13 protein-coding genes, 1 tRNA gene and 2 pseudogenes are annotated in these 16471 nt (G+C 72.9%); 4 read left to right on the top strand and 12 right to left on the bottom strand.

Going from position 1 to position 16471, the window contains the following annotated elements:
- Nucleotides 1-98: 98 nt before the first annotated feature.
- Nucleotides 99-173: transfer RNA gene (locus tag ACIRPX_RS26035), tRNA-Leu, on the top strand.
- Nucleotides 174-210: 37 nt separating this feature from the next.
- Here the strand turns inward: ACIRPX_RS26035 and pyk are convergent.
- From pyk to ACIRPX_RS25995, 8 genes are all read right to left on the bottom strand, one after another.
- Nucleotides 211-1647: a pyruvate kinase gene (gene pyk, locus ACIRPX_RS26030; protein ID WP_404199097.1), complete on the bottom strand. Its 1437-nt coding sequence runs from the start codon at nt 1645-1647 to the stop codon at nt 211-213.
- A gap of 146 nt (nt 1648-1793) precedes the next feature.
- Nucleotides 1794-2504 carry an SIMPL domain-containing protein gene (locus tag ACIRPX_RS26025; RefSeq protein ID WP_404199094.1) on the bottom strand — a complete coding sequence of 237 codons (711 nt, stop codon included), beginning with the start codon at nt 2502-2504 and terminating at the stop codon, nt 1794-1796.
- Nucleotides 2505-2517: 13 nt separating this feature from the next.
- Complete coding sequence (locus tag ACIRPX_RS26020; RefSeq protein WP_404199091.1) at nt 2518-3960, bottom strand: lysine N(6)-hydroxylase/L-ornithine N(5)-oxygenase family protein; 1443 nt, start codon at nt 3958-3960, stop codon at nt 2518-2520.
- Nucleotides 3957-5390, bottom strand: coding sequence for a pyridoxal phosphate-dependent decarboxylase family protein (locus tag ACIRPX_RS26015; protein ID WP_404199088.1), 1434 nt, complete (start codon nt 5388-5390; stop codon nt 3957-3959). Before ACIRPX_RS26015 ends, ACIRPX_RS26020 begins: the two co-directional genes overlap by 4 nt.
- Nucleotides 5391-5616: 226 nt before the next feature.
- Entirely contained in the window at nt 5617-8139 is a 2523-nt protein-coding gene (pepN, locus tag ACIRPX_RS26010; RefSeq protein WP_404199085.1) for an aminopeptidase N, read from the bottom strand.
- A 77-nt stretch (nt 8140-8216) separates the two neighbouring features.
- Nucleotides 8217-8768, bottom strand: a complete 552-nt coding sequence (locus tag ACIRPX_RS26005; RefSeq protein ID WP_404199083.1) for a two-component system response regulator — start codon at nt 8766-8768, stop codon at nt 8217-8219.
- Nucleotides 8769-8920: 152 nt separating this feature from the next.
- On the bottom strand, nt 8921-9259 hold the full coding sequence (locus tag ACIRPX_RS26000) for a chorismate mutase (protein ID WP_404199080.1): 339 nt from the start codon (nt 9257-9259) through the stop codon (nt 8921-8923).
- 34 nt (nt 9260-9293) lie between these two features.
- Entirely contained in the window at nt 9294-10190 is an 897-nt protein-coding gene (locus tag ACIRPX_RS25995) for a helix-turn-helix domain-containing protein (protein ID WP_404199078.1), read from the bottom strand.
- An 88-nt stretch (nt 10191-10278) separates the two neighbouring features.
- Here ACIRPX_RS25995 and ACIRPX_RS25990 point away from each other — a divergent pair, with 88 nt between their 5' ends.
- Together ACIRPX_RS25990 and ACIRPX_RS25985 are read left to right on the top strand one after the other, a co-directional pair.
- The gene (locus tag ACIRPX_RS25990) at nt 10279-12054 is read left to right on the top strand and encodes a beta-galactosidase family protein (protein WP_404199075.1); all 1776 of its coding nucleotides are present in this window, start codon (nt 10279-10281) and stop codon (nt 12052-12054) included.
- A 36-nt stretch (nt 12055-12090) separates the two neighbouring features.
- Entirely contained in the window at nt 12091-12987 is an 897-nt protein-coding gene (locus ACIRPX_RS25985) for a hypothetical protein (protein ID WP_404199073.1), read from the top strand.
- A 10-nt stretch (nt 12988-12997) separates the two neighbouring features.
- Here ACIRPX_RS25985 and ACIRPX_RS25980 read toward each other — a convergent pair.
- A pseudogene (locus tag ACIRPX_RS25980) lies at nt 12998-13234 on the bottom strand (SDR family NAD(P)-dependent oxidoreductase); the annotation flags it as partial.
- Here ACIRPX_RS25980 and ACIRPX_RS25975 point away from each other — a divergent pair.
- Nucleotides 13232-13784, top strand: a pseudogene (locus ACIRPX_RS25975) (NAD(P)H-dependent flavin oxidoreductase); the annotation flags it as partial. The pseudogenes ACIRPX_RS25980 and ACIRPX_RS25975 sit on opposite strands and share 3 nt — an antisense overlap.
- 16 nt (nt 13785-13800) lie before the next feature.
- On the opposite strand, the gene ACIRPX_RS25970 reads toward ACIRPX_RS25975, so the two are convergent.
- Genes ACIRPX_RS25970 through ACIRPX_RS25960 form a run of 3 tightly spaced genes read right to left on the bottom strand, consistent with a single transcriptional unit; the run spans nt 13801 to nt 16411 of the window.
- Complete coding sequence (locus ACIRPX_RS25970; protein ID WP_404199072.1) at nt 13801-14958, bottom strand: acetyl-CoA C-acetyltransferase; 1158 nt, start codon at nt 14956-14958, stop codon at nt 13801-13803.
- A gap of 23 nt (nt 14959-14981) precedes the next feature.
- Nucleotides 14982-15593, bottom strand: coding sequence for a TetR/AcrR family transcriptional regulator (locus tag ACIRPX_RS25965; RefSeq protein ID WP_404199070.1), 612 nt, complete (start codon nt 15591-15593; stop codon nt 14982-14984).
- Between the two features lie 26 nt (nt 15594-15619).
- On the bottom strand, nt 15620-16411 hold the full coding sequence (locus tag ACIRPX_RS25960) for an SDR family oxidoreductase (protein WP_404199067.1): 792 nt from the start codon (nt 16409-16411) through the stop codon (nt 15620-15622).
- Nucleotides 16412-16471 lie beyond the last annotated feature (60 nt).

Here is a 16471-nt window from a genome sequence, read left to right as displayed (position 1 = left end):
AGCTCCTTGTTGCAGGGCAGGGGTGCTGCTGACAAGAGCCTACCCAGCTGCGGTAAAGTAGGTGCGCGGAGGGTCGGGGGAAACCTTTGATTCTGCGAGCCCCGGTAGCCCAATTGGCAGCAGGCAACGGATTCAAAACCCGTACAGTGTCGGTTCGAGTCCGACCCGGGGCACTTTTACTTCGATTCCAAGGTCGCCCCGATGAGCTGCTCAGGCCGGGCTGTCGTCCTCGCCGACGTGATGCACCCGGACCATGTTGGTCGAGCCGGACACCCCGGGCGGTGAACCGGCCGTGATCACCACGATGTCGCCCTTCTCGCAGCGGCCGTACTTCAGCAGCAGATCGTCGACCTGCTCGACCATCGCGTCCGTGGAACCCGCGTGCGGCCCGAGGAACGTCTCCACGCCCCAGGTCAGGCTGAGCTGGGAGCGGGTGGCCGCCTCGGGCGAGAAGGCGAGCAGCGGGATCGGCGAGCGGTAGCGGGACAGCCGGCGGGCGGTGTCGCCCGACTGGGTGAACGCGACCAGGAACCTCGCGCCGAGGAAGTCGCCCATCTCCGCCGCCGCACGGGCCACCGCGCCTCCTTGCGTGCGCGGCTTGTTCCGTTCGGTCAGCGGCGCCAGGCCCTTGGCGAGCAGATCCTCCTCCGCCGCCTCGACGATCCTCGCCATCGTCCCCACCGTCTCGACCGGGTACTTGCCGACGCTCGTCTCGCCGGACAGCATCACCGCGTCCGTGCCGTCGATGACGGCGTTGGCCACGTCGCTCGCCTCGGCGCGCGTCGGCCGTGCGCTGTCGACCATCGAGTCGAGCATCTGGGTCGCCACGATCACCGGCTTGGCGTTGCGCTTCGCCAGCTTGATCGCGCGCTTCTGGACGATCGGGACCTGCTCCAGCGGCATCTCCACGCCCAGGTCCCCGCGGGCGACCATGATCCCGTCGAAGGCGGCGACGATGTCGTCGATCGCCTCGACCGCCTGCGGCTTCTCCACCTTGGCGATGACGGGGAGGCGGCGGCCCTCCTCGGCCATGATGCGGTGGACGTCCTCGACGTCCCGGCCGCTGCGGACGAAGGAGAGCGCGACGACGTCGAAGCCGGTGCGCAGCGCCCAGCGCAGGTCGGCCTCGTCCTTCGCGGAGAGCGCGGGGACGGAGACCGCGACGCCGGGGAGGTTCAGGCCCTTGTGGTCGGAGACCATGCCGCCCTCGACGACGGTGGTGCGGATCCGGGGGCCGTCCACGGACGCGACCTCCAGGCAGACCTTGCCGTCGTCGACCAGGATGCGCTCACCGGGAGTGACGTCACCGGCGAGACCCGGGTAGGTGGTGCCGCAGGTGTGGCCGTTCCCCTGCACGCCCTCCTCGACCGTGATGGTGAAGGTGTCACCGCGTTCAAGGAGTACGGGCCCTTCCGCGAAACCGCCGAGCCGGATCTTCGGGCCCTGAAGATCCGCGAGGAGCCCGACGCTGCGGCCGGTCTCGTCGGCGGCCTTCCGCACCCGCCGGTACCGCTCCTCGTGCTCGGCGTGATGGCCGTGGCTGAGATTGAACCGGGCCACGTCCATTCCGGCGTCGACCAGCGCTTTGATCTGGTCGTACGAGTCGGTGGCGGGTCCCAGGGTACAAACGATCTTTGCTCGGCGCATGATTCGAGCCTAGGCCTTACCGGCGGGTAGAGAATTGGCCGGGCATGACCACTCAACAACCTTTGGGTGAAGGGGTGTTGACAAGTATTGAATTGTGCGGTGGGACGCTCTGATGAGCATTTCCCCGGTCAGGGCCGTGTCCCCGGCTATACGCGCGGCGGATGCATGGTGAACCGGGCGTTGACCGCGGCATGGACCTTCTGGCGCTGGGGTTCGAGGTCGAGGGCCGGTGCGGCGTCCTCGGCAGCGCCGTACGCCATCGAGCGCATGCGGCCGGAGGGCTGGGGGTAGGGCTGGGCATCCTCGGCGCCGATGTCGGCCAGCTCCACCAGGGCCGCCAGCGAGGTGCCGAGCGCCTCCGCGTACTCCCGGGCGCGCTGGACCGCCTCCCGCACCGCCTGCTGCCGGGCCTCGCGGTGGGCCGGCGAGTCCGGGCGCAGTGCCCACCAGGGGCCGTCCACCCGCGTCAGCTCCAGGTCGGCGAGGCGGGTGGTGAGCTCGCCGAGGGCGGTGAAGTCGGTCAGCTCGGCGGTGAGGTGGACCCGGCCGTGGTAGGCGTGGACCCGCTCGCCACGGCCCTTCTCCCTGAGCTCCGGGCTGATCGAGAAGGCGCCCGTCTCCAGGTGCTCCACCGCCTCCCCGTAGGACTTGACCAGATCCAGGGCGGTGGCGTTGCGCCGGGTGAGGTCGTCGAGGGCGGCGCGGCGGTCCTTGCCGCGGGAGGCGACCGTGACGCCGATGCGGGCGATCTCCGGGTCCACCTCGAGACGCGCCTCGCCTCGGACGGCGATGCGGGGCGCGTCGGGGGTGCCGTAGGGGACGGCGGGGCCGGGGTCGTCCGCTGCAGGGAGGGTCATACGACCCACTCTGTCACCTTCCGTCGGCGAGCGGGGTGAGCACCTGGGCCTGCCGTGCCTGCGGGATCCGCGGCGGCTGCTGCGACTGGTCGAGCCCGAAGGTGGTGAAGGCCGTCCGGGTGGGAAGCGGGTACGTCTCCCTGCCCGTGAGGGAGTTGATGATGGTGGCACTGCGCCAGGCGGCGAGGCCGAGATCGGGCGCGCCGACGCCATGGCTGTGCCGTTCGGCGTTCTGGACGTAGATGTGGCAGCCGGAGCCGCTGACGCTGGGGTCCAGGGCGAGGCGGAACCGCTCGTCCACACGCGGGCGTTCGCGGTTGTCGCGGCGCAGACAGGGGTCGAGGCCGGCGAGGAGGCGGTCGAGCGGGCGCTCGCGGTAGCCGGTGGCGAGGACGACGGCGTCGGTGGTGAGCCGGCTGCGGGTGTCCTGCTGCACGTGCTCCAGATGGAGTTCGACCTTGGTGGTGGCGACACGGCCCGCGGTGCGCACGCGGACGCCGGGGGTGAGGACGACGTCGGGCCAGCCGCCGTGCAGGGAGCGGCGGTAGAGCTCGTCGTGGATGGCGGCGACGGTGCCGGCGTCGATGCCCTTGTGCAGCTGCCACTGCCCGGCGAGGAGCCGGTCGCGCACGCCTTCGGGCAGGGCGTGGAAGTAGCGGGTGTAGTCGGGTGTGAAGTGCTCCAGTCCGAGCTTGGAGTACTCCATGGGCGCGAACGCCTCGGTGCGGCCCAGCCAGTGGAGCTTCTCGCGGGCGGCGGGGCGGGCGCGGAGCAGGTCGAGGAAGATCTCCGCGCCCGACTGCCCCGAGCCGATGACGGTGACGTGCTCGGCGCCGAGCAGGGCCTCGCGGTGGGCGAGGTAGTCGGCCGCGTGCACCACGGGCACGCTCGGCGCGTCGGCGAGCGGCTTGAGCGGGTCGGGCACGTAGGGCTCGGTGCCGATGCCGAGGACGATGTTCCTGGTGTAGGTGCGGCCGAGCGCCTCGGCCTCCCCGTCGGCGTCGAGCTGGGTGAAGTCGACCTCGAAGAGGTTGCGTTCGGGGTTCCAGCGGACGGCGTCGACCTGGTGGCCGAAGTGGAGTCCGGGGAGGCTGTCGGCGACCCAGCGGCAGTAGGCGTCGTACTCGGCGCGCTGGATGTGGAAGCGCTCGGCGAAGTAGAAGGGGAAGAGCCGGTCGCGGGCCTTGAGGTGGTTGAGGAAGCTCCATTCACTGGCGGGGTCGGCGAGGGTCACCAGGTCGGCCAGGAAGGGGACCTGGATGCGGGAGCCCTCGATGAGCAGGCCCGGGTGCCAGGCGAAGGAGGGGCGCTGGTCGTAGAAGACGCCGTCCAGGCCGGCCAGCGGCTGGGCCAGGGCGGCGAGGGAGAGGTTGCAGGGGCCGATGCCGATGCCGACCAGGTCGCGGGGGGCGTCGGGCTCGTGGGGAGCGGGGTGGGGGCGGGGGGTGGTGCTCATCGGGGGGTGGATCCTTCCACGAGTGCGTCGGCTTGATCTGCGGCTGCCGCGGCCTTCTCGGCTTCCTCGGCGGCCTTTTTCGCGGCCTCTTCGACGAGGGCGAGGAGCGTGGCCAGGTCGGCGGGGCGGGTGTCGGGGTTGAGCAGGGTGGCCTTGAGCCAGAGCCGCCCGTCGAGGCGGGCCCGGCCGAGGACGGCACGGCCCTGCTGGAGGAGGCTTCGGCGGACGGCGGCCACCGTGGCGTCGGTGGTGTGCGCGGGCCGGAACAGGACCGTGCTGATGGTGGGCCGGTCGTGGAGTTCGAAGGCCGGATGGTGCTGGACGAGGCCCGCGAACTCACGGGCGTGGCCGCAGACTTGGTCGACGAGCGCACCCAGGCCGCTGCGGCCGAGGCTCTTCAGCGTGATGGCGATCTTGAGGATGTCGGGGCGCCGGCTGGTGCGCAGGGAACGGCCCAGGAGGTCGGGGAGACCGGCCGCGGTGTCGTCGTCGGCGTTCAGGTAGTCGGCGTGGTGCCGGAGGGCGGCCAGATCGCGGGGGTGGCGGACCGCGAGGAGCCCCGCGGCGACCGGCTGCCAGCCCAGTTTGTGCAGGTCGAGGGCGATGCTGTGGGCGCGCTCCAGACCGGCGAGCTGCTCACGGCGGCGCTCGCTGAACAGCAGGCCCCCGCCGTAGGAGGCGTCGATGTGCAACCGGGCGCGGTGGGCCGTGCACAGGGCGGTGATCTCGGGGAGGGGGTCGATGAGGCCCGCGTCGGTGGTCCCGGCGGTGGCCGCGACGAGGTGGGGACCGGGCAGGGCGGTCAGAGCCTCGTCCAGGGCGGCGGGGTCGAGGGTGCCGGCGGGGGCGGGGACGATCACCGGGTCGGGCAGGCCGAGGAGCCAGGCGGCACGGGGCAGCGAGTGATGGGCGTTCGCACCGCAGACCAGGCGGATGCCGGCGCCGTGCCGCTCGCGGGCCAGCAGCAGCGCGAGGTGGTTGGACTCGGTGCCGCCGGTGGTGACGACGGCGTCGGCGACACCGGCCTCCCGCGCCAGCGCGCGGGTGACGAGGGCCTCCAGGGCGGAGGCGGCCGGTGCCTGGTCCCAGGAGTCCAGGGACGGGTTGAGGACGCTCGCCGCCAGGTCGGCCGCGGCGGCGACGGCCAGCGGCGGGCAGTGCAGATGGGCGACGCAGTGCGGATCGGCCGGGTCGGCCGCGCCCTCCGCGAGCGCGTGCACGAGGACGCGCAGGGCGTCGGGGTCGCCGTCCTGCGGCAGTACGTCCCCGACCGCGGCGTGCACGCGTGCGGTGACGGCGTCCGGTCCGCCGGCGGGCAGGGGACCTCCGCGCGCCCGGGCGCCCGCCTCCAGCGCGTCGAGCACGGTGTCGAGCAGGGGGCGCAGGGCGCCGCGGCCTTCGGGGCCCGAGGCGAGGCTGGACGTGCTCATGGGTTCCTCCCGGGCGCGCGGGCTGAGGGAGTTCCAGCTTGGACGCGGATGCGTGCGCGTGCCCGAGGAGTCAACGATCGGAACCCGAAAGTGGGTACGCCTGCGGCGCTGCGGCGGGGAGGGACGCCGCGGCGCCGGGGTCCGGGGCCGCGGCCCAGGGCGTGTTTCGACGGTCCCGCCTGCCCGGCGGGCGGACGACGCTACGTCCGAAACACGCCCTCGGCCCTCAAGGAGCCTTGTCCCCGAGCGCCGGACGGGCTGAAACGACCCGCAACGCCCTCGCCAGGTCGTCCAGTTGGTCGATCAGCTTCCTCCGCAGCGCCGGGATCGGCTTCGCGTCCGCCAGGCAGGTCTGGCCCAGGGCGAGGGTCTCCTGGTCGACGGCGTGGAGCGGGAAGGCCCAGCGGCCGGCGGCGTCGGCGATGGCAGGGCCGCGACGGGCGGCCACCGCCACCGCGTCCTCGTAGTAGCGCGGGACGTAGTCGCGGACGAGGTCGGCCTGCTCGGGCTGCCAGAAGCCCTGGGCGGTCGCGATGAAGAGGTAGTTGGAGAGGTCGGTGCGCTCGTCGCCGCCGAACATCGCCTCCCAGGCGCGTGCCTTGGCCTGCTCGTCGGGCAGGGAGGCGCGGCAGCGGGCGGCACCCTCCCGGCCGGTGGCGGAGGGGTCGCGGTCCAGTTCGGCGGCGATGGCGGCCTCGTCGGTGGCGCCGAGCACGGCGAGGCGGGCGAGGACGCGCCAGCGCAGGTCGGGGTCGAGCTCGGGGCCGCCGGGGACGGTGCCCTCGGCGAGCCAGGCGGCGATGGTGTCGGGCTGCGCGGCCACGGCGATGAAGTGGCGTACGGCGATCAGGCGCAGTCCGGGGTGGTCGCCGTCCTCGGTGCGGCGGATGAGGTCGCGGCACAGGGAGGAGAGCGTGCTCAGGGCCGCCGGACGCTCCTCGGGGGTGACGTAGCGGCCGGCCACCTGGGCGGAGGCGAAGGCCAGGACGCCCTGCACGAGGGCGAGGTCCGTCTCGTGCGGGAGGTGCGTGCGGGCCACCTCCAGGTAGGCGGCGGGTGGGAGCCGGCCGTCCCGGACGGCGTCGCGCAGGGCGTTCCACACGACCGCGCGGGTGAGCGGGTCGGGCAGGCCGGACAGGCTGGTGCGGACCGTCTCGAAGGACTCCGCGTCGAAGCGGATCTTGGCGTAGGTGAAGTCGCCGTCGTTCAGCAGGAGCAGGGCGGGGCGCTTGCCGAGCGCCTGCGGCCCGGTCTGCGGGATGTCGAGGTCGAGGCGCTCGCGCAGGACGAGCTGCCCGTCCTCGTCGGAGACGTCCTGGTCGTAGAGACCGACGGCGATGCGGTGCGGGCGGCTGCCGGCGCGGTCGACCTGGAGCGTGTACGTGCCCGGGTCGCCGCGGGTCACCTCCGGGCTGAGCGTGTCGACCCCGGTGGTGCGCAGCCAGGCGTCGGCCCAGGCGTGCACGTCGCGCTCGGTGGCGGAGGCGAGGGAGTCGATGAAGTCGGCGAGTGTGGCGTTGGCGAACTTGTGGCGCGCGAAGTGGGTGTTGATGCCCGCGAGGAAGTCCTTCTCGCCGAGCCAGGCCACGAGCTGACGCAGCGCGGAGGCGCCCTTGGCGTAGGAGATGCCGTCGAAGTTGAGGAGGGCGGAGGCCGTGTCGTCGACGTTCTCCGGGGCCACGGGGTGGGTGGACGGGCGCTGGTCTGCGTCGTAGCCCCAGGACTTGCGGGCGACGCCGAAGTCGGTCCAGGTGTCGGTGAACCGGGTCGCCTCGGTGAGGGTCTGGTAGCCCATGTATTCGGCGAAGGACTCGTTCAGCCAGATGTCGTCCCACCACCGGAGGGTGACGAGGTCGCCGAACCACATGTGGGCCATCTCGTGGGCGATGACCATGGCGCGGGTCTGCCGCTCGGCGTCGGTGACCGCGGAGCGGTAGACGAACTCGTCGCGGAAGGTGACCAGGCCCGGGTTCTCCATGGCGCCGGCGTTGAACTCGGGGACGAACGCCTGGTCGTAGGAGTCGAAGGGGTACGGCTCCTGGAACTTCTCGTGGTAGCGGTCGTAGCACTGCCGGGTGACCTCGAAGAGCTCCTCGGCGTCCGCGTCCAGGTGGGCGGCGAGCGAGCGGCGGCAGTGGATGCCGAAGGGCAGGCCGCGGTGCTCGGTGCGCACCGAGTGCCAGGGCCCGGCGGCGACGGCGACGAGGTAGGTCGACATCGGCGGGGTGGGCGCGGCCTGCCAGCGGCCCTCGCCGAGGTGTTCGGTGACGCCGTTGGCGAGGACGGTCGAGCCTTCGGGGGCCTTGACGGTCAGTTCGAAGACGGACTTGAGGTCGGGCTGGTCGAAGGCGGCGAAGACGCGCTGCACGTCCTCCATGAACAGCTGGGTGTAGAGGTAGGTCTCGCTGTCCGTGGGGTCGGTGAAGCGGTGCATGCCCTCGCCGGTGCGGGAGTAGCGCATGCTCGCGTCGACGCGCAGCTCGTGCTCGCCGGCCGTGAGTCCCTTCAGCGGCAGGCGGTTCTCGCGCAGGGTCTCGGGGTCGAGGGGCTGTCCGTCGAGCGTGACCGAGCGCAGCTCGGCGGGCTTGACCTCCACGAAGGTGTCGGCGTCCGCGTGCGCGCTGAACCGGATGACGGTACGGGAGTCGAAGGTCTCGTCGCCGGTGGTCAGATCGAGGTCGATCGTGTAGCGGTGGACGTCGAGGAGCGTGGCACGGGTCTGCGCTTCGTTGCGCGTCAGTACGGACATGCAGGCAATGCTGCCTGATGGCACTGACAAGGCACAGGGGGAATCGGTACGCGGGCCCTGCCCGCTCCCCCCTCGTGCTACGTCCGCTCCTGTTCGAGCTCTGCCTCGTGCGCCCTGCCGGTGCGCCGGACGGGCGGGCGGGAGTCCGGGTGGGGCAGGGCGGGGGCGCGGGGCGCGGGGCCGTCGGCGTCGGTGCGGCCCTTGACCAGGGCGCGCAGGTCGCGCAGTTCCTGCTCCAGGTCGAGGAAGCGCTGATGGGCGTCGTAGAGGTAGCGGACCTTGGTGCGCAGGGCCCAGGGGTCGATGGGCTTGACGACCAGGTCGGCGACGCCGAGTCCGAAGGCCGCGGAGGTCAGGAGGTGGTCGAGGCCGAAGCCGGTGAGCAGGACCACCGGTATGTGCTGGGTCTGTTCGACCCGGCGCATGTAGCGGACCACGTCCAGGCCGCTGACGCCGGGCATGCGGACGTCGAGCAGCAGGAGGCCGACCTGCCCGCGGAGCACCTGCTTGAGGGCGTCGTCGCCGTTCGTGGCCCGTCCCAGCCGGTAGCCCAGCGGCGCCAGGGCGCTCTCCAGGGCGTACAGGGTGTCCTCGTGGTCGTCGACGATGAGGATCTTGGCATCCGGCATGGCCCGACGTCCCTCCCGCGTGGACAACCAGCTTATGACCGGAATACTGACGTGGCGTGCTCGTCAGCTGACAAGGAGTGCACAGCGCAGCATGCCCCCTGCCGGCCGTGCTGTCACTCCCCCTGTGGCATCTGCCGAGGTCAATTGGCCGTCTACGCGGAGCCGTTCACGGTGTCCTCGGCGATGCGCTCGTGGTGACGGATCACTTCCGCGACGATGAAATTCAGGAACTTCTCAGCGAACGCCGGGTCCAGCTTCGCGCTCTCCGCGAGGGCGCGCAGGCGCGCGATCTGGCGCGCCTCGCGGGCCGGGTCGGCGGGCGGCAGCCGGTGGGCGGCCTTCAGATGTCCGACCTGCTGGGTGGCCTTGAAGCGCTCGGCGAGCATGTGGATGACGGCCGCGTCGATGTTGTCGATGCTGTCGCGCAGCCTGGCGAGTTCCGCGCGGACGGCGGGGTCGACGTCCTGAGTGCCGGTGTTGCTGGTGGTCATGGGCGTCCACCCTACGGGGCGGGCCGGGGTGCGATCATCCCCGCGGACCGGGCGAGGGGCCGATCCTCGGCGGGTCGTCGGGATCCGGCACGCGGTCGCTCCAGCCGCCGGGCACGGCGCGGTACTGCTGGGCGCGGAAGCGGACCGGGGGCATGCCGACGCGGCGGGTGAACAGGCGGGAGAAGTAGGCCGGATCGTCGTAGCCGACGCGGCGGGCGACGGCGGCGACGGGCAGTTCGGTGGCGGCGAGGAGCTCCTTGGCCCGGCCGAGGCGGATGCCGAGCAGGAAGTCCTTGGGGCTGCAGCCGGCGCCGCGGCGGACGGCGGCGCGCAGTTCGGCCGGGCTCATGCCGTGCCGGGCGGCGTGCTCCGCGACCGTCATGGGCAGACAGGCGTCGCGGGCCAGGGCCTTGAGAACGGGGTCGCCGTCGGGGGCGAGGTCGGCCCGGGCACGGCGCAGCGCGACGAGGAGCTCGTGGACGGCGGCGCCGGTCTCGACCTCCAGCAGCGGGTTGCCCCGGCGGGCGGCCCGCGCGATGCGGCCGATCACCCCGCGCGCGTCCGCGGCGTCCGAGAGCGGCACCACGGGGCGGTCCGGCTCGATGTAGCCGAGTTCGGTGTACGGGGCGACGGCGGGCCCGGTGAAGACGACGAAGCCCTCGTCCCAGCCGCCGTCGGGCCCGGCGCCGTAGTGGTGCGGCACTCCGGGGGTGAGCCACAGCAGCGCGGGCGCGGTGACGGCCACGCGGCGGCCGTCGGGGGCGAGGAACCAGCCGCCGCCCGCGCTGACGACGACGGCGACGTGGTGGTCGAGGGTGCGGGGGCCGACGGTGGGCAGCGCGCCGTACTGCAGGCCGACGCCGAGGCAGACCAGGCCCGTGCGGTGGTGGGCCGGTCCGGGCGTGAAGAACCGCATCCAGGTGTGATACATCCGCGCTCCCTGTGCGCGTGTTTCGGTCCAAGCAACGGTGATCTTTGTCCATGGACGGGGCCGCCGCCAGGGGGTCAGGGTGGGAGGCATGAGCGAGTTCGGGGTGGGGGACGCTGATTTCCTGCTGGACGGCCGCCCGGTGCGGCTGCTGTCCGGCGCGCTGCACTACTTCCGGGTGCACGAGGCGCACTGGGAGCACCGGCTGGGGATGCTGCGGGCGATGGGTCTCAACTGCGTGGAGACGTACGTCCCGTGGAACCTGCACGAGCCGCGGCCGGGCCGGTACCGGGACGTGCGGGCGCTCGGCCGCTTCCTGGACGCGGCCCGGGCGGCGGGGCTGTGGGCGATCGTGCGCCCGGGGCCGTACATCTGCGCCGAGTGGGAGAACGGCGGCCTGCCGCACTGGCTGACGGGCGAGCTGGGCACGCGCGTGCGTACCCGCGACGAGACGTACCTGCGGTACGTGCGGGGCTGGTTCGGGCAACTGCTGCACGAGATCGTGCCGCGGCAGATCGACCGCGGCGGCCCCGTGATCATGGTGCAGGTCGAGAACGAGTACGGCAGCTACGGCTCGGACGCCGCGTATCTGCGCGGCCTCGCCGACCTGCTGCGGGAGCGGGGCGTCACGGTCCCGCTGGTCACCTCCGACGGCCCGGAGGACCACATGCTGAGCGGCGGCTCGATCCCCGGTGTGCTCGCGACGGTGAACTTCGGCTCCCACGCGCGCGAGGCGTTCGGGGCACTGCGCCGGCACCGCCCCGGGGGTCCGCTGATGTGCATGGAGTTCTGGTGCGGCTGGTTCGACCGCTGGGGCGGCGAGCACACCGCCCGTGACGCGGGGGACGCCGCGGACGCGCTGCGGGAGATCCTGGAGTGCGGGGCGTCGGTCAACCTGTACATGGCGCACGGCGGCACCAGCTTCGCCGGCTGGGCGGGCGCCAACCGGGGCGGCGGCGACCTGCACGAGGGCCCCCTGGAGCCCGACGTGACGTCGTACGACTACGACGCCCCGATCGACGAGACGGGACGTCCCACGGAGAAGTTCTGGCGGATGCGCGAGGTCCTCGCCGAGTACGCCGGGGGCCCGCTGCCCGAGCCGCCGCCCCCGCCCGCGCCGCTGGGGGCGCCGGCCGAGGTGCGGCTGGAGGGCTGGGCGCCCCTGGACGTGGTGCTGGAGGCGCGTGGCGGCCCGGAGAGGGCGGCTCCGGTGCCGCCCACCTTCGAGGAACTGGACGTGGACCGGGGGCTCGTGCGGTACACGGTCGCGGTGCCCGGCCCGCGCCGGCCGTATCCGCTGACCGCCCGCGGGCTGCGGGACCTGGCCGTGGTGTACGTCGACGGTGAGCGGGCGGGTGTGCTCGGCGAGGGCGACGAGCAGCTCAAGGAGCCCGTCGCGGGGCCCGCGCGCGTGGAGCTGTGGGTGGAGTCCCTGGGGCGGGTCAACTACGGGCCGCGCGGCGGCGAGCCCAAGGGCATCACCGGTGGCCTGCTGCACGAACGGCAGTATCTGCACGACGTACGCGCGCGTGGACTGCGTCTGGACGCACTCGACGACATCGGGGGCGTCCCCTTCGGGCCGCTGCCCGAGGACGAGGGCCCAGGGCTGTACCGGGGCACCGTCACGGTGCGCGGCGCCGGTGACGCACGGCTCGAGCTGCCGGGCCGGACCCGCGGCTTCGTCTGGGTCAACGGGTTCGGCCTGGGCCGCTACTGGTCGGTCGGCCCGCAGCGCTCGCTGTACGTGCCCGGGCCGGTGCTGCGCGAGGGCGAGAACGAGGTGTGGCTGCTGGAGCTGGACGGTTCGGACCCGGCCGGAACGGGGAGCGTCCTCCTGCGGACCCTCCAGGGGTCCGCCTCCCCGTAGAGTGGAACAGGGTGCAGGTCGTCCTGGGGGTCAGGCGTGGCGAACGGCGGACCGGTCGAGCACGGCTTCCCACACCTGGAGAAGGTGCGGGACGCCATCACCGCGCTCTACCGGCGGTTGTCGTACGACACGATCCGGACGTTCTCCAGCAGCGTCGCCCCCGCCGACGTGGCCTTCGTGGACACGGACGACCTCTATCTGGGCGCCCAGCGGGTGGCCCGCGAACTCGTGCGGCACTACCGCCTCCCGGACGCCCGCCTGATCGTCGGCTTCCGGGAGATGGAGCACGCGGCGAACATCGAACTCGCGGCGGGCCCGGAGTACTTCGTCGAGCTGAACGACCGCTTCCGCACCCACCGCCGGGACATCGGTGCCGCGCTCTCCCACGAGATCATGCACGTCTATCTGCACCGGCTGGACCTGTCCTTCCCCGGCACCCGCGACAACGAGATCCTGACGGACACCGCGACGACCTATCTGGGAGCGGGCTGGCTGCTGCTGGACGCCTACCGCGAGGACGCGGCCTCCTCCCAGAAGCTCGGCTATCTGACACCGGAGGAGTTCGGCTACGTCCTGGCGAAACGGGCGCTGGTCTTCGACGAGGACCCGTCGATCTGGTTCACCAGCCCGCAGGCCTACGAGGCCTACAACCGCGGCATGGCCAAGGCCCGCCACGACGAGCAGCAGCCCCCGCTGACGGCGGCCGGCTGGGCGGGGCGGCGGCGCTACGCCCGCGACCGCCGGCACGCCCAGGACCACCACGCCCCGGCGTCGCACCCCGGTGCGCCGTACTCGTTCAGCCCGGACGGCCGTGGTCCGCTGCGGGTGTCGTTCCCGTGTCCCACGTGCCATCAGCGCATTCGGGTGCCCGTACGGGGACGCGTCCGCGCACGCTGCGGGCTGTGCCGCACGGTACTGGAGTGCGACACATAGGCGGCCGGGGCGCGACGCACACCGGGGACGCGGCCCCCTCGGTGGTCGCGATGTCGCCGCCGTGCGCGACCGCCTCGCCGCCCGCCGCGCGGATCTCGGCCACGACCTGCCCGGCCGGGCTACCGGCGCCGGGCGCGCCGTCCAGGCCCACGCCCAGGTCGTTCACCACGACCCGCGCTCCCTCGGCGGCGAACGCGAGCGCGTGCGCCCGTCCGAGGCCGCGCCCGGCACCGGTGACGACGACCACCCGCCCGTCGGCCTGGTCGCGGCCCTGGCCTACGGGGCGGCGGGCGTCGCGATGGGCACGCGGTTCCTGCTCACCTCGGACTCGACGGTGCCGCCGGCGGTCACGGCGCAGGTATCTGGCGGCGACCGTCAAGGACGTCACCGTGACGACGGCGGTGGACGGCCTGCCGCACCGGATGCTCCGCACGGACCTGGTGAACTCGCTGGAGGACGCCGGCCGTACGACGGCCCTGGTGCGCGCCGTGCGCCGGGCGGCCGGGTTCCGGAAGCTCTCGGGCCTCACCTGGCGGCAGATGGTGCGCGACGGGCTCGCGCTCCGGCACGGCAAGGAGCTGTCCTGGAGTCAGGTCCTGCTCGCCGCGAACACCCCGATGCTGCTCAGGTCGGCGATGGTGGACGGCCGCGCGGACCTCGGGGTGATGGCGTCGGGGCAGGTCGCCGGGGTGATCGACGATCTGCCGTCGTGCGCCGAGCTGGTGGAGCGGGTGATGTCGCAGGCCGCGCAGATCGTCGGCGCGCTGCCGGCGGGCGGGGCTTCCCCGCGCGCATGACGCAGCCCGGAGCCCCTCAGAGCCGCTGGATGATCGTCACATTGGCCTGCCCGCCGCCCTCGCACATCGTCTGCAGCCCGAACCGGCCCCCGGTGCGCTCCAGTTCGTGCAGCAAGGTCGTCATCAGCCTGGTGCCGGTCGCGCCGAGAGGATGGCCGAGGGCGATCGCACCGCCGTTGACGTTGACCTTCTCCGGGTCGGCGCCGGTCTCCTTCAGCCAGGCGAGGACGACCGGCGCGAAGGCCTCGTTGATCTCGACGAGGTCGATGTCGTCGATGCTCAGGCCGGTCTTCTTCAGGGCGTGGGCGGTGGCCGGTATCGGCGCCGAGAGCATCCGGATCGGGTCCTCGCCCCGTACGGAGAGGTGGTGCACGCGTGCGCGTGGCGTGAGCCCGTGCTCGCGCACCGCCCGCTTCGAGGCGAGCAGCATCGCCGCCGCCCCGTCGGAGACCTGCGAGGAGCAGGCGGCGGTGATGGTGCCGCCGTCGAGGACCGGCTTGAGCCCGGCCATCTTCTCCAGGGAGGTGTCCCGGCGCGGCCCCTCGTCGGCGCCGACCTCGCCGTACGCCACGATCTCCCGCTCGAAGCGGCCCTCGTCGACGGCCCTCAGCGCCCGCCGGTGGGAGCGCAGCGCGAACTCCTCCTGGTCCCGCCGGGTGATTCCCCACGTCGCGGCGATCATCTCGGCCCCGGCGAACTGGTTCACGGGCCGGTCGCCGTACCGCGCGCGCCAGCCCTCGCTGCCCGCGAACGGGCCCTGTGTGAGGCCCAGAGGCTCGGCGGCCCGGCGGGAGGCGAAGGCGATCGGGATCTGCGACATGTTCTGCACGCCGCCCGCGACCACCAGGTCCTGTGTGCCCGACAGCACGCCCTGCGCCGCGAAGTGCACGGCCTGCTGCGAGGAGCCGCACTGCCGGTCGACCGTCACCCCCGGCACCTCCTCGGGCAGCCCGGCCGCCAGCCAGCAGGTCCGCGCGATGTCCCCGGCCTGCGGCCCCACCGCGTCCAGACAGCCGAAGACGACGTCCTCGACGGCGGCCGGGTCCACTCCCGCGCGCGCCACCAGTTCCTTCAGCACGTGGGCGCCGAGGTCGGCCGGGTGGACCCCGCTCAGCCCGCCTCCCCGCCGTCCGACGGGCGTGCGTACCGCTTCGACGATGTAGGCCTCGGCCATGGCGACTCCCTCGGCAGAAAGGGCTATGTGCGTACGGCGATCCCGTCCAGCACCATCGACAGGTACTGCCGGGCGATCTCTTCGGGGCTGTGCTGTCCGCCCGGCCGGTACCAGGACGCGGCCACCCACACGGTGTCGCGCACGAACCGGTAGGTGAGCCGGACGTCGAGATCGGCCCGGAAGACCTGGGCGGCGACCCCGCGCTCCAGCGTGGACAGCCACGCCTTCTCGAAGCTCCGCTGCGACTCCGCGAGGAACGCGAACCGCTCCTGCGCGACCAGCTGCTTGCTCTCCTTCTGGTAGATCGCGACGGCGGCGCGGTGCCGGTCGATCTCCCGGAACGACTCGGTGACCAGGGCCTCCAGGGTCTCCCGCGGTCCCGACTCGGCCCGCAGGACGGCGTCGTAGCCGCTCCAGAGCTCGTCGAGGAAGGTGCGCAGGATCTCCTCCAGCATCGATTCCTTGGAGTCGAAGTGGTAGTAGAGGCTGCCCGCGAGCATGCCCGCGTGGTCCGCGATCTTGCGTACGGTGGTGGCGTTGTAGCCCTGCTCGGCGAAGACCTCGGCGGCGGTGTCGAGGAGTTCACGGCGCCTGGCGGGGGCGGCGGTCACCTGGGGCTTCTTCTGGGTCGGCACGGTTCCATTGTGAGCTGCTCCGGTCCTCAGGGGTGCTGGCTGCTGACGGAGACGGCCTCCCCGGTGAGGTACGAGGCATACCCGGACGCCAGGAACACGATCACGTTGGCCACCTCCCAGGGCTCGGCGTACCGCCCGAACGCCTCGCGCGCGGTGAGCTCCTCGAGCAGCTCGGGCGTCGTCACCTTCGCCAGGTGCGGGTGCATGGCGAGGCTCGGCGAGACGGCGTTGACCCGCACGCCGAACCCGGCGGCCTCCATCGCGGCGCACCGGGTCAGCGCCATCACGCCCGCCTTCGCGGCGGCGTAGTGCGCCTGCCCGGCCTGGGCGCGCCAGCCGACGACGGAGGCGTTGTTGACGATCACGCCGCCGCGGCCGTCCGCCCGCATCCGCCGCAGCGCCGCCCGGGTGCACCGGAAGGTGCCGTTCAGCGTCACGTCGAGGACGCGGGTCCACTGCTCGTCGGTCATGTCGGCGAGGGCCGAAGTGCCGCCCAGACCGGCGTTGTTGACCACGACGTCCAGCCGGCCGTGCTCCCCCAGGGCCGCCTCGAACAGGGCCTGGACCTGGCGCTCGTCGGTGACGTCGCAGGGCAGCGCCGCCACCGACGACGCCCCGAACTCGCCCGCCAGCTCGGCCTCGTGCTCCTTCAGCCGCCGAGCGTGCGCGTCGCTGATCAGCACGCGTGCGCCCTCCTCCAGGAAGCGCCGTGCGGTCGCACCGCCGATGCCCGCGCCGGCGGCGGCGGTGATGACGGCGGTGCGTCCCTTCAGCAGCCCGTGTCCCGGTTCGTACACAGGGCTCTCGACGGCTGTCACGGCTCCACGCCAACCTACCAAACACTTGTTAGGGAAGGATGGCCGCCGCGCCCTCGCCGC

The organism is Streptomyces sp. NPDC101225 (assembly GCF_044767585.1).
In the GTDB taxonomy this organism is placed as follows: Bacteria; Actinomycetota; Actinomycetes; order Streptomycetales; family Streptomycetaceae; genus Streptomyces.
The sequence above is the reverse complement of the archived record's forward strand: the minus strand, read 5'-3'. Positions and strand labels throughout refer to the sequence as shown.

Bases quoted from the DNA above. Each gene is read 5' to 3' on its own strand.
- ACIRPX_RS25990 (WP_404199075.1), top strand. From the start codon at position 10,279: ATGAGCGAGTTCGGGGTGGGGGACGCTGATTTCCTGCTGGACGGCCGC.
- pyk (WP_404199097.1), bottom strand. From the start codon at position 1,647: ATGCGCCGAGCAAAGATCGTTTGTACCCTGGGACCCGCCACCGACTCG.
- ACIRPX_RS25995 (WP_404199078.1), bottom strand. From the start codon at position 10,190: ATGTATCACACCTGGATGCGGTTCTTCACGCCCGGACCGGCCCACCAC.
- ACIRPX_RS26020 (WP_404199091.1), bottom strand. From the start codon at position 3,960: ATGAGCACCACCCCCCGCCCCCACCCCGCTCCCCACGAGCCCGACGCC.
- ACIRPX_RS25970 (WP_404199072.1), bottom strand. From the start codon at position 14,958: ATGGCCGAGGCCTACATCGTCGAAGCGGTACGCACGCCCGTCGGACGG.
- ACIRPX_RS26015 (WP_404199088.1), bottom strand. From the start codon at position 5,390: ATGAGCACGTCCAGCCTCGCCTCGGGCCCCGAAGGCCGCGGCGCCCTG.
- pepN (WP_404199085.1), bottom strand. From the start codon at position 8,139: ATGTCCGTACTGACGCGCAACGAAGCGCAGACCCGTGCCACGCTCCTC.
- ACIRPX_RS26025 (WP_404199094.1), bottom strand. From the start codon at position 2,504: ATGACCCTCCCTGCAGCGGACGACCCCGGCCCCGCCGTCCCCTACGGC.
- ACIRPX_RS26005 (WP_404199083.1), bottom strand. From the start codon at position 8,768: ATGCCGGATGCCAAGATCCTCATCGTCGACGACCACGAGGACACCCTG.
- ACIRPX_RS26000 (WP_404199080.1), bottom strand. From the start codon at position 9,259: ATGACCACCAGCAACACCGGCACTCAGGACGTCGACCCCGCCGTCCGC.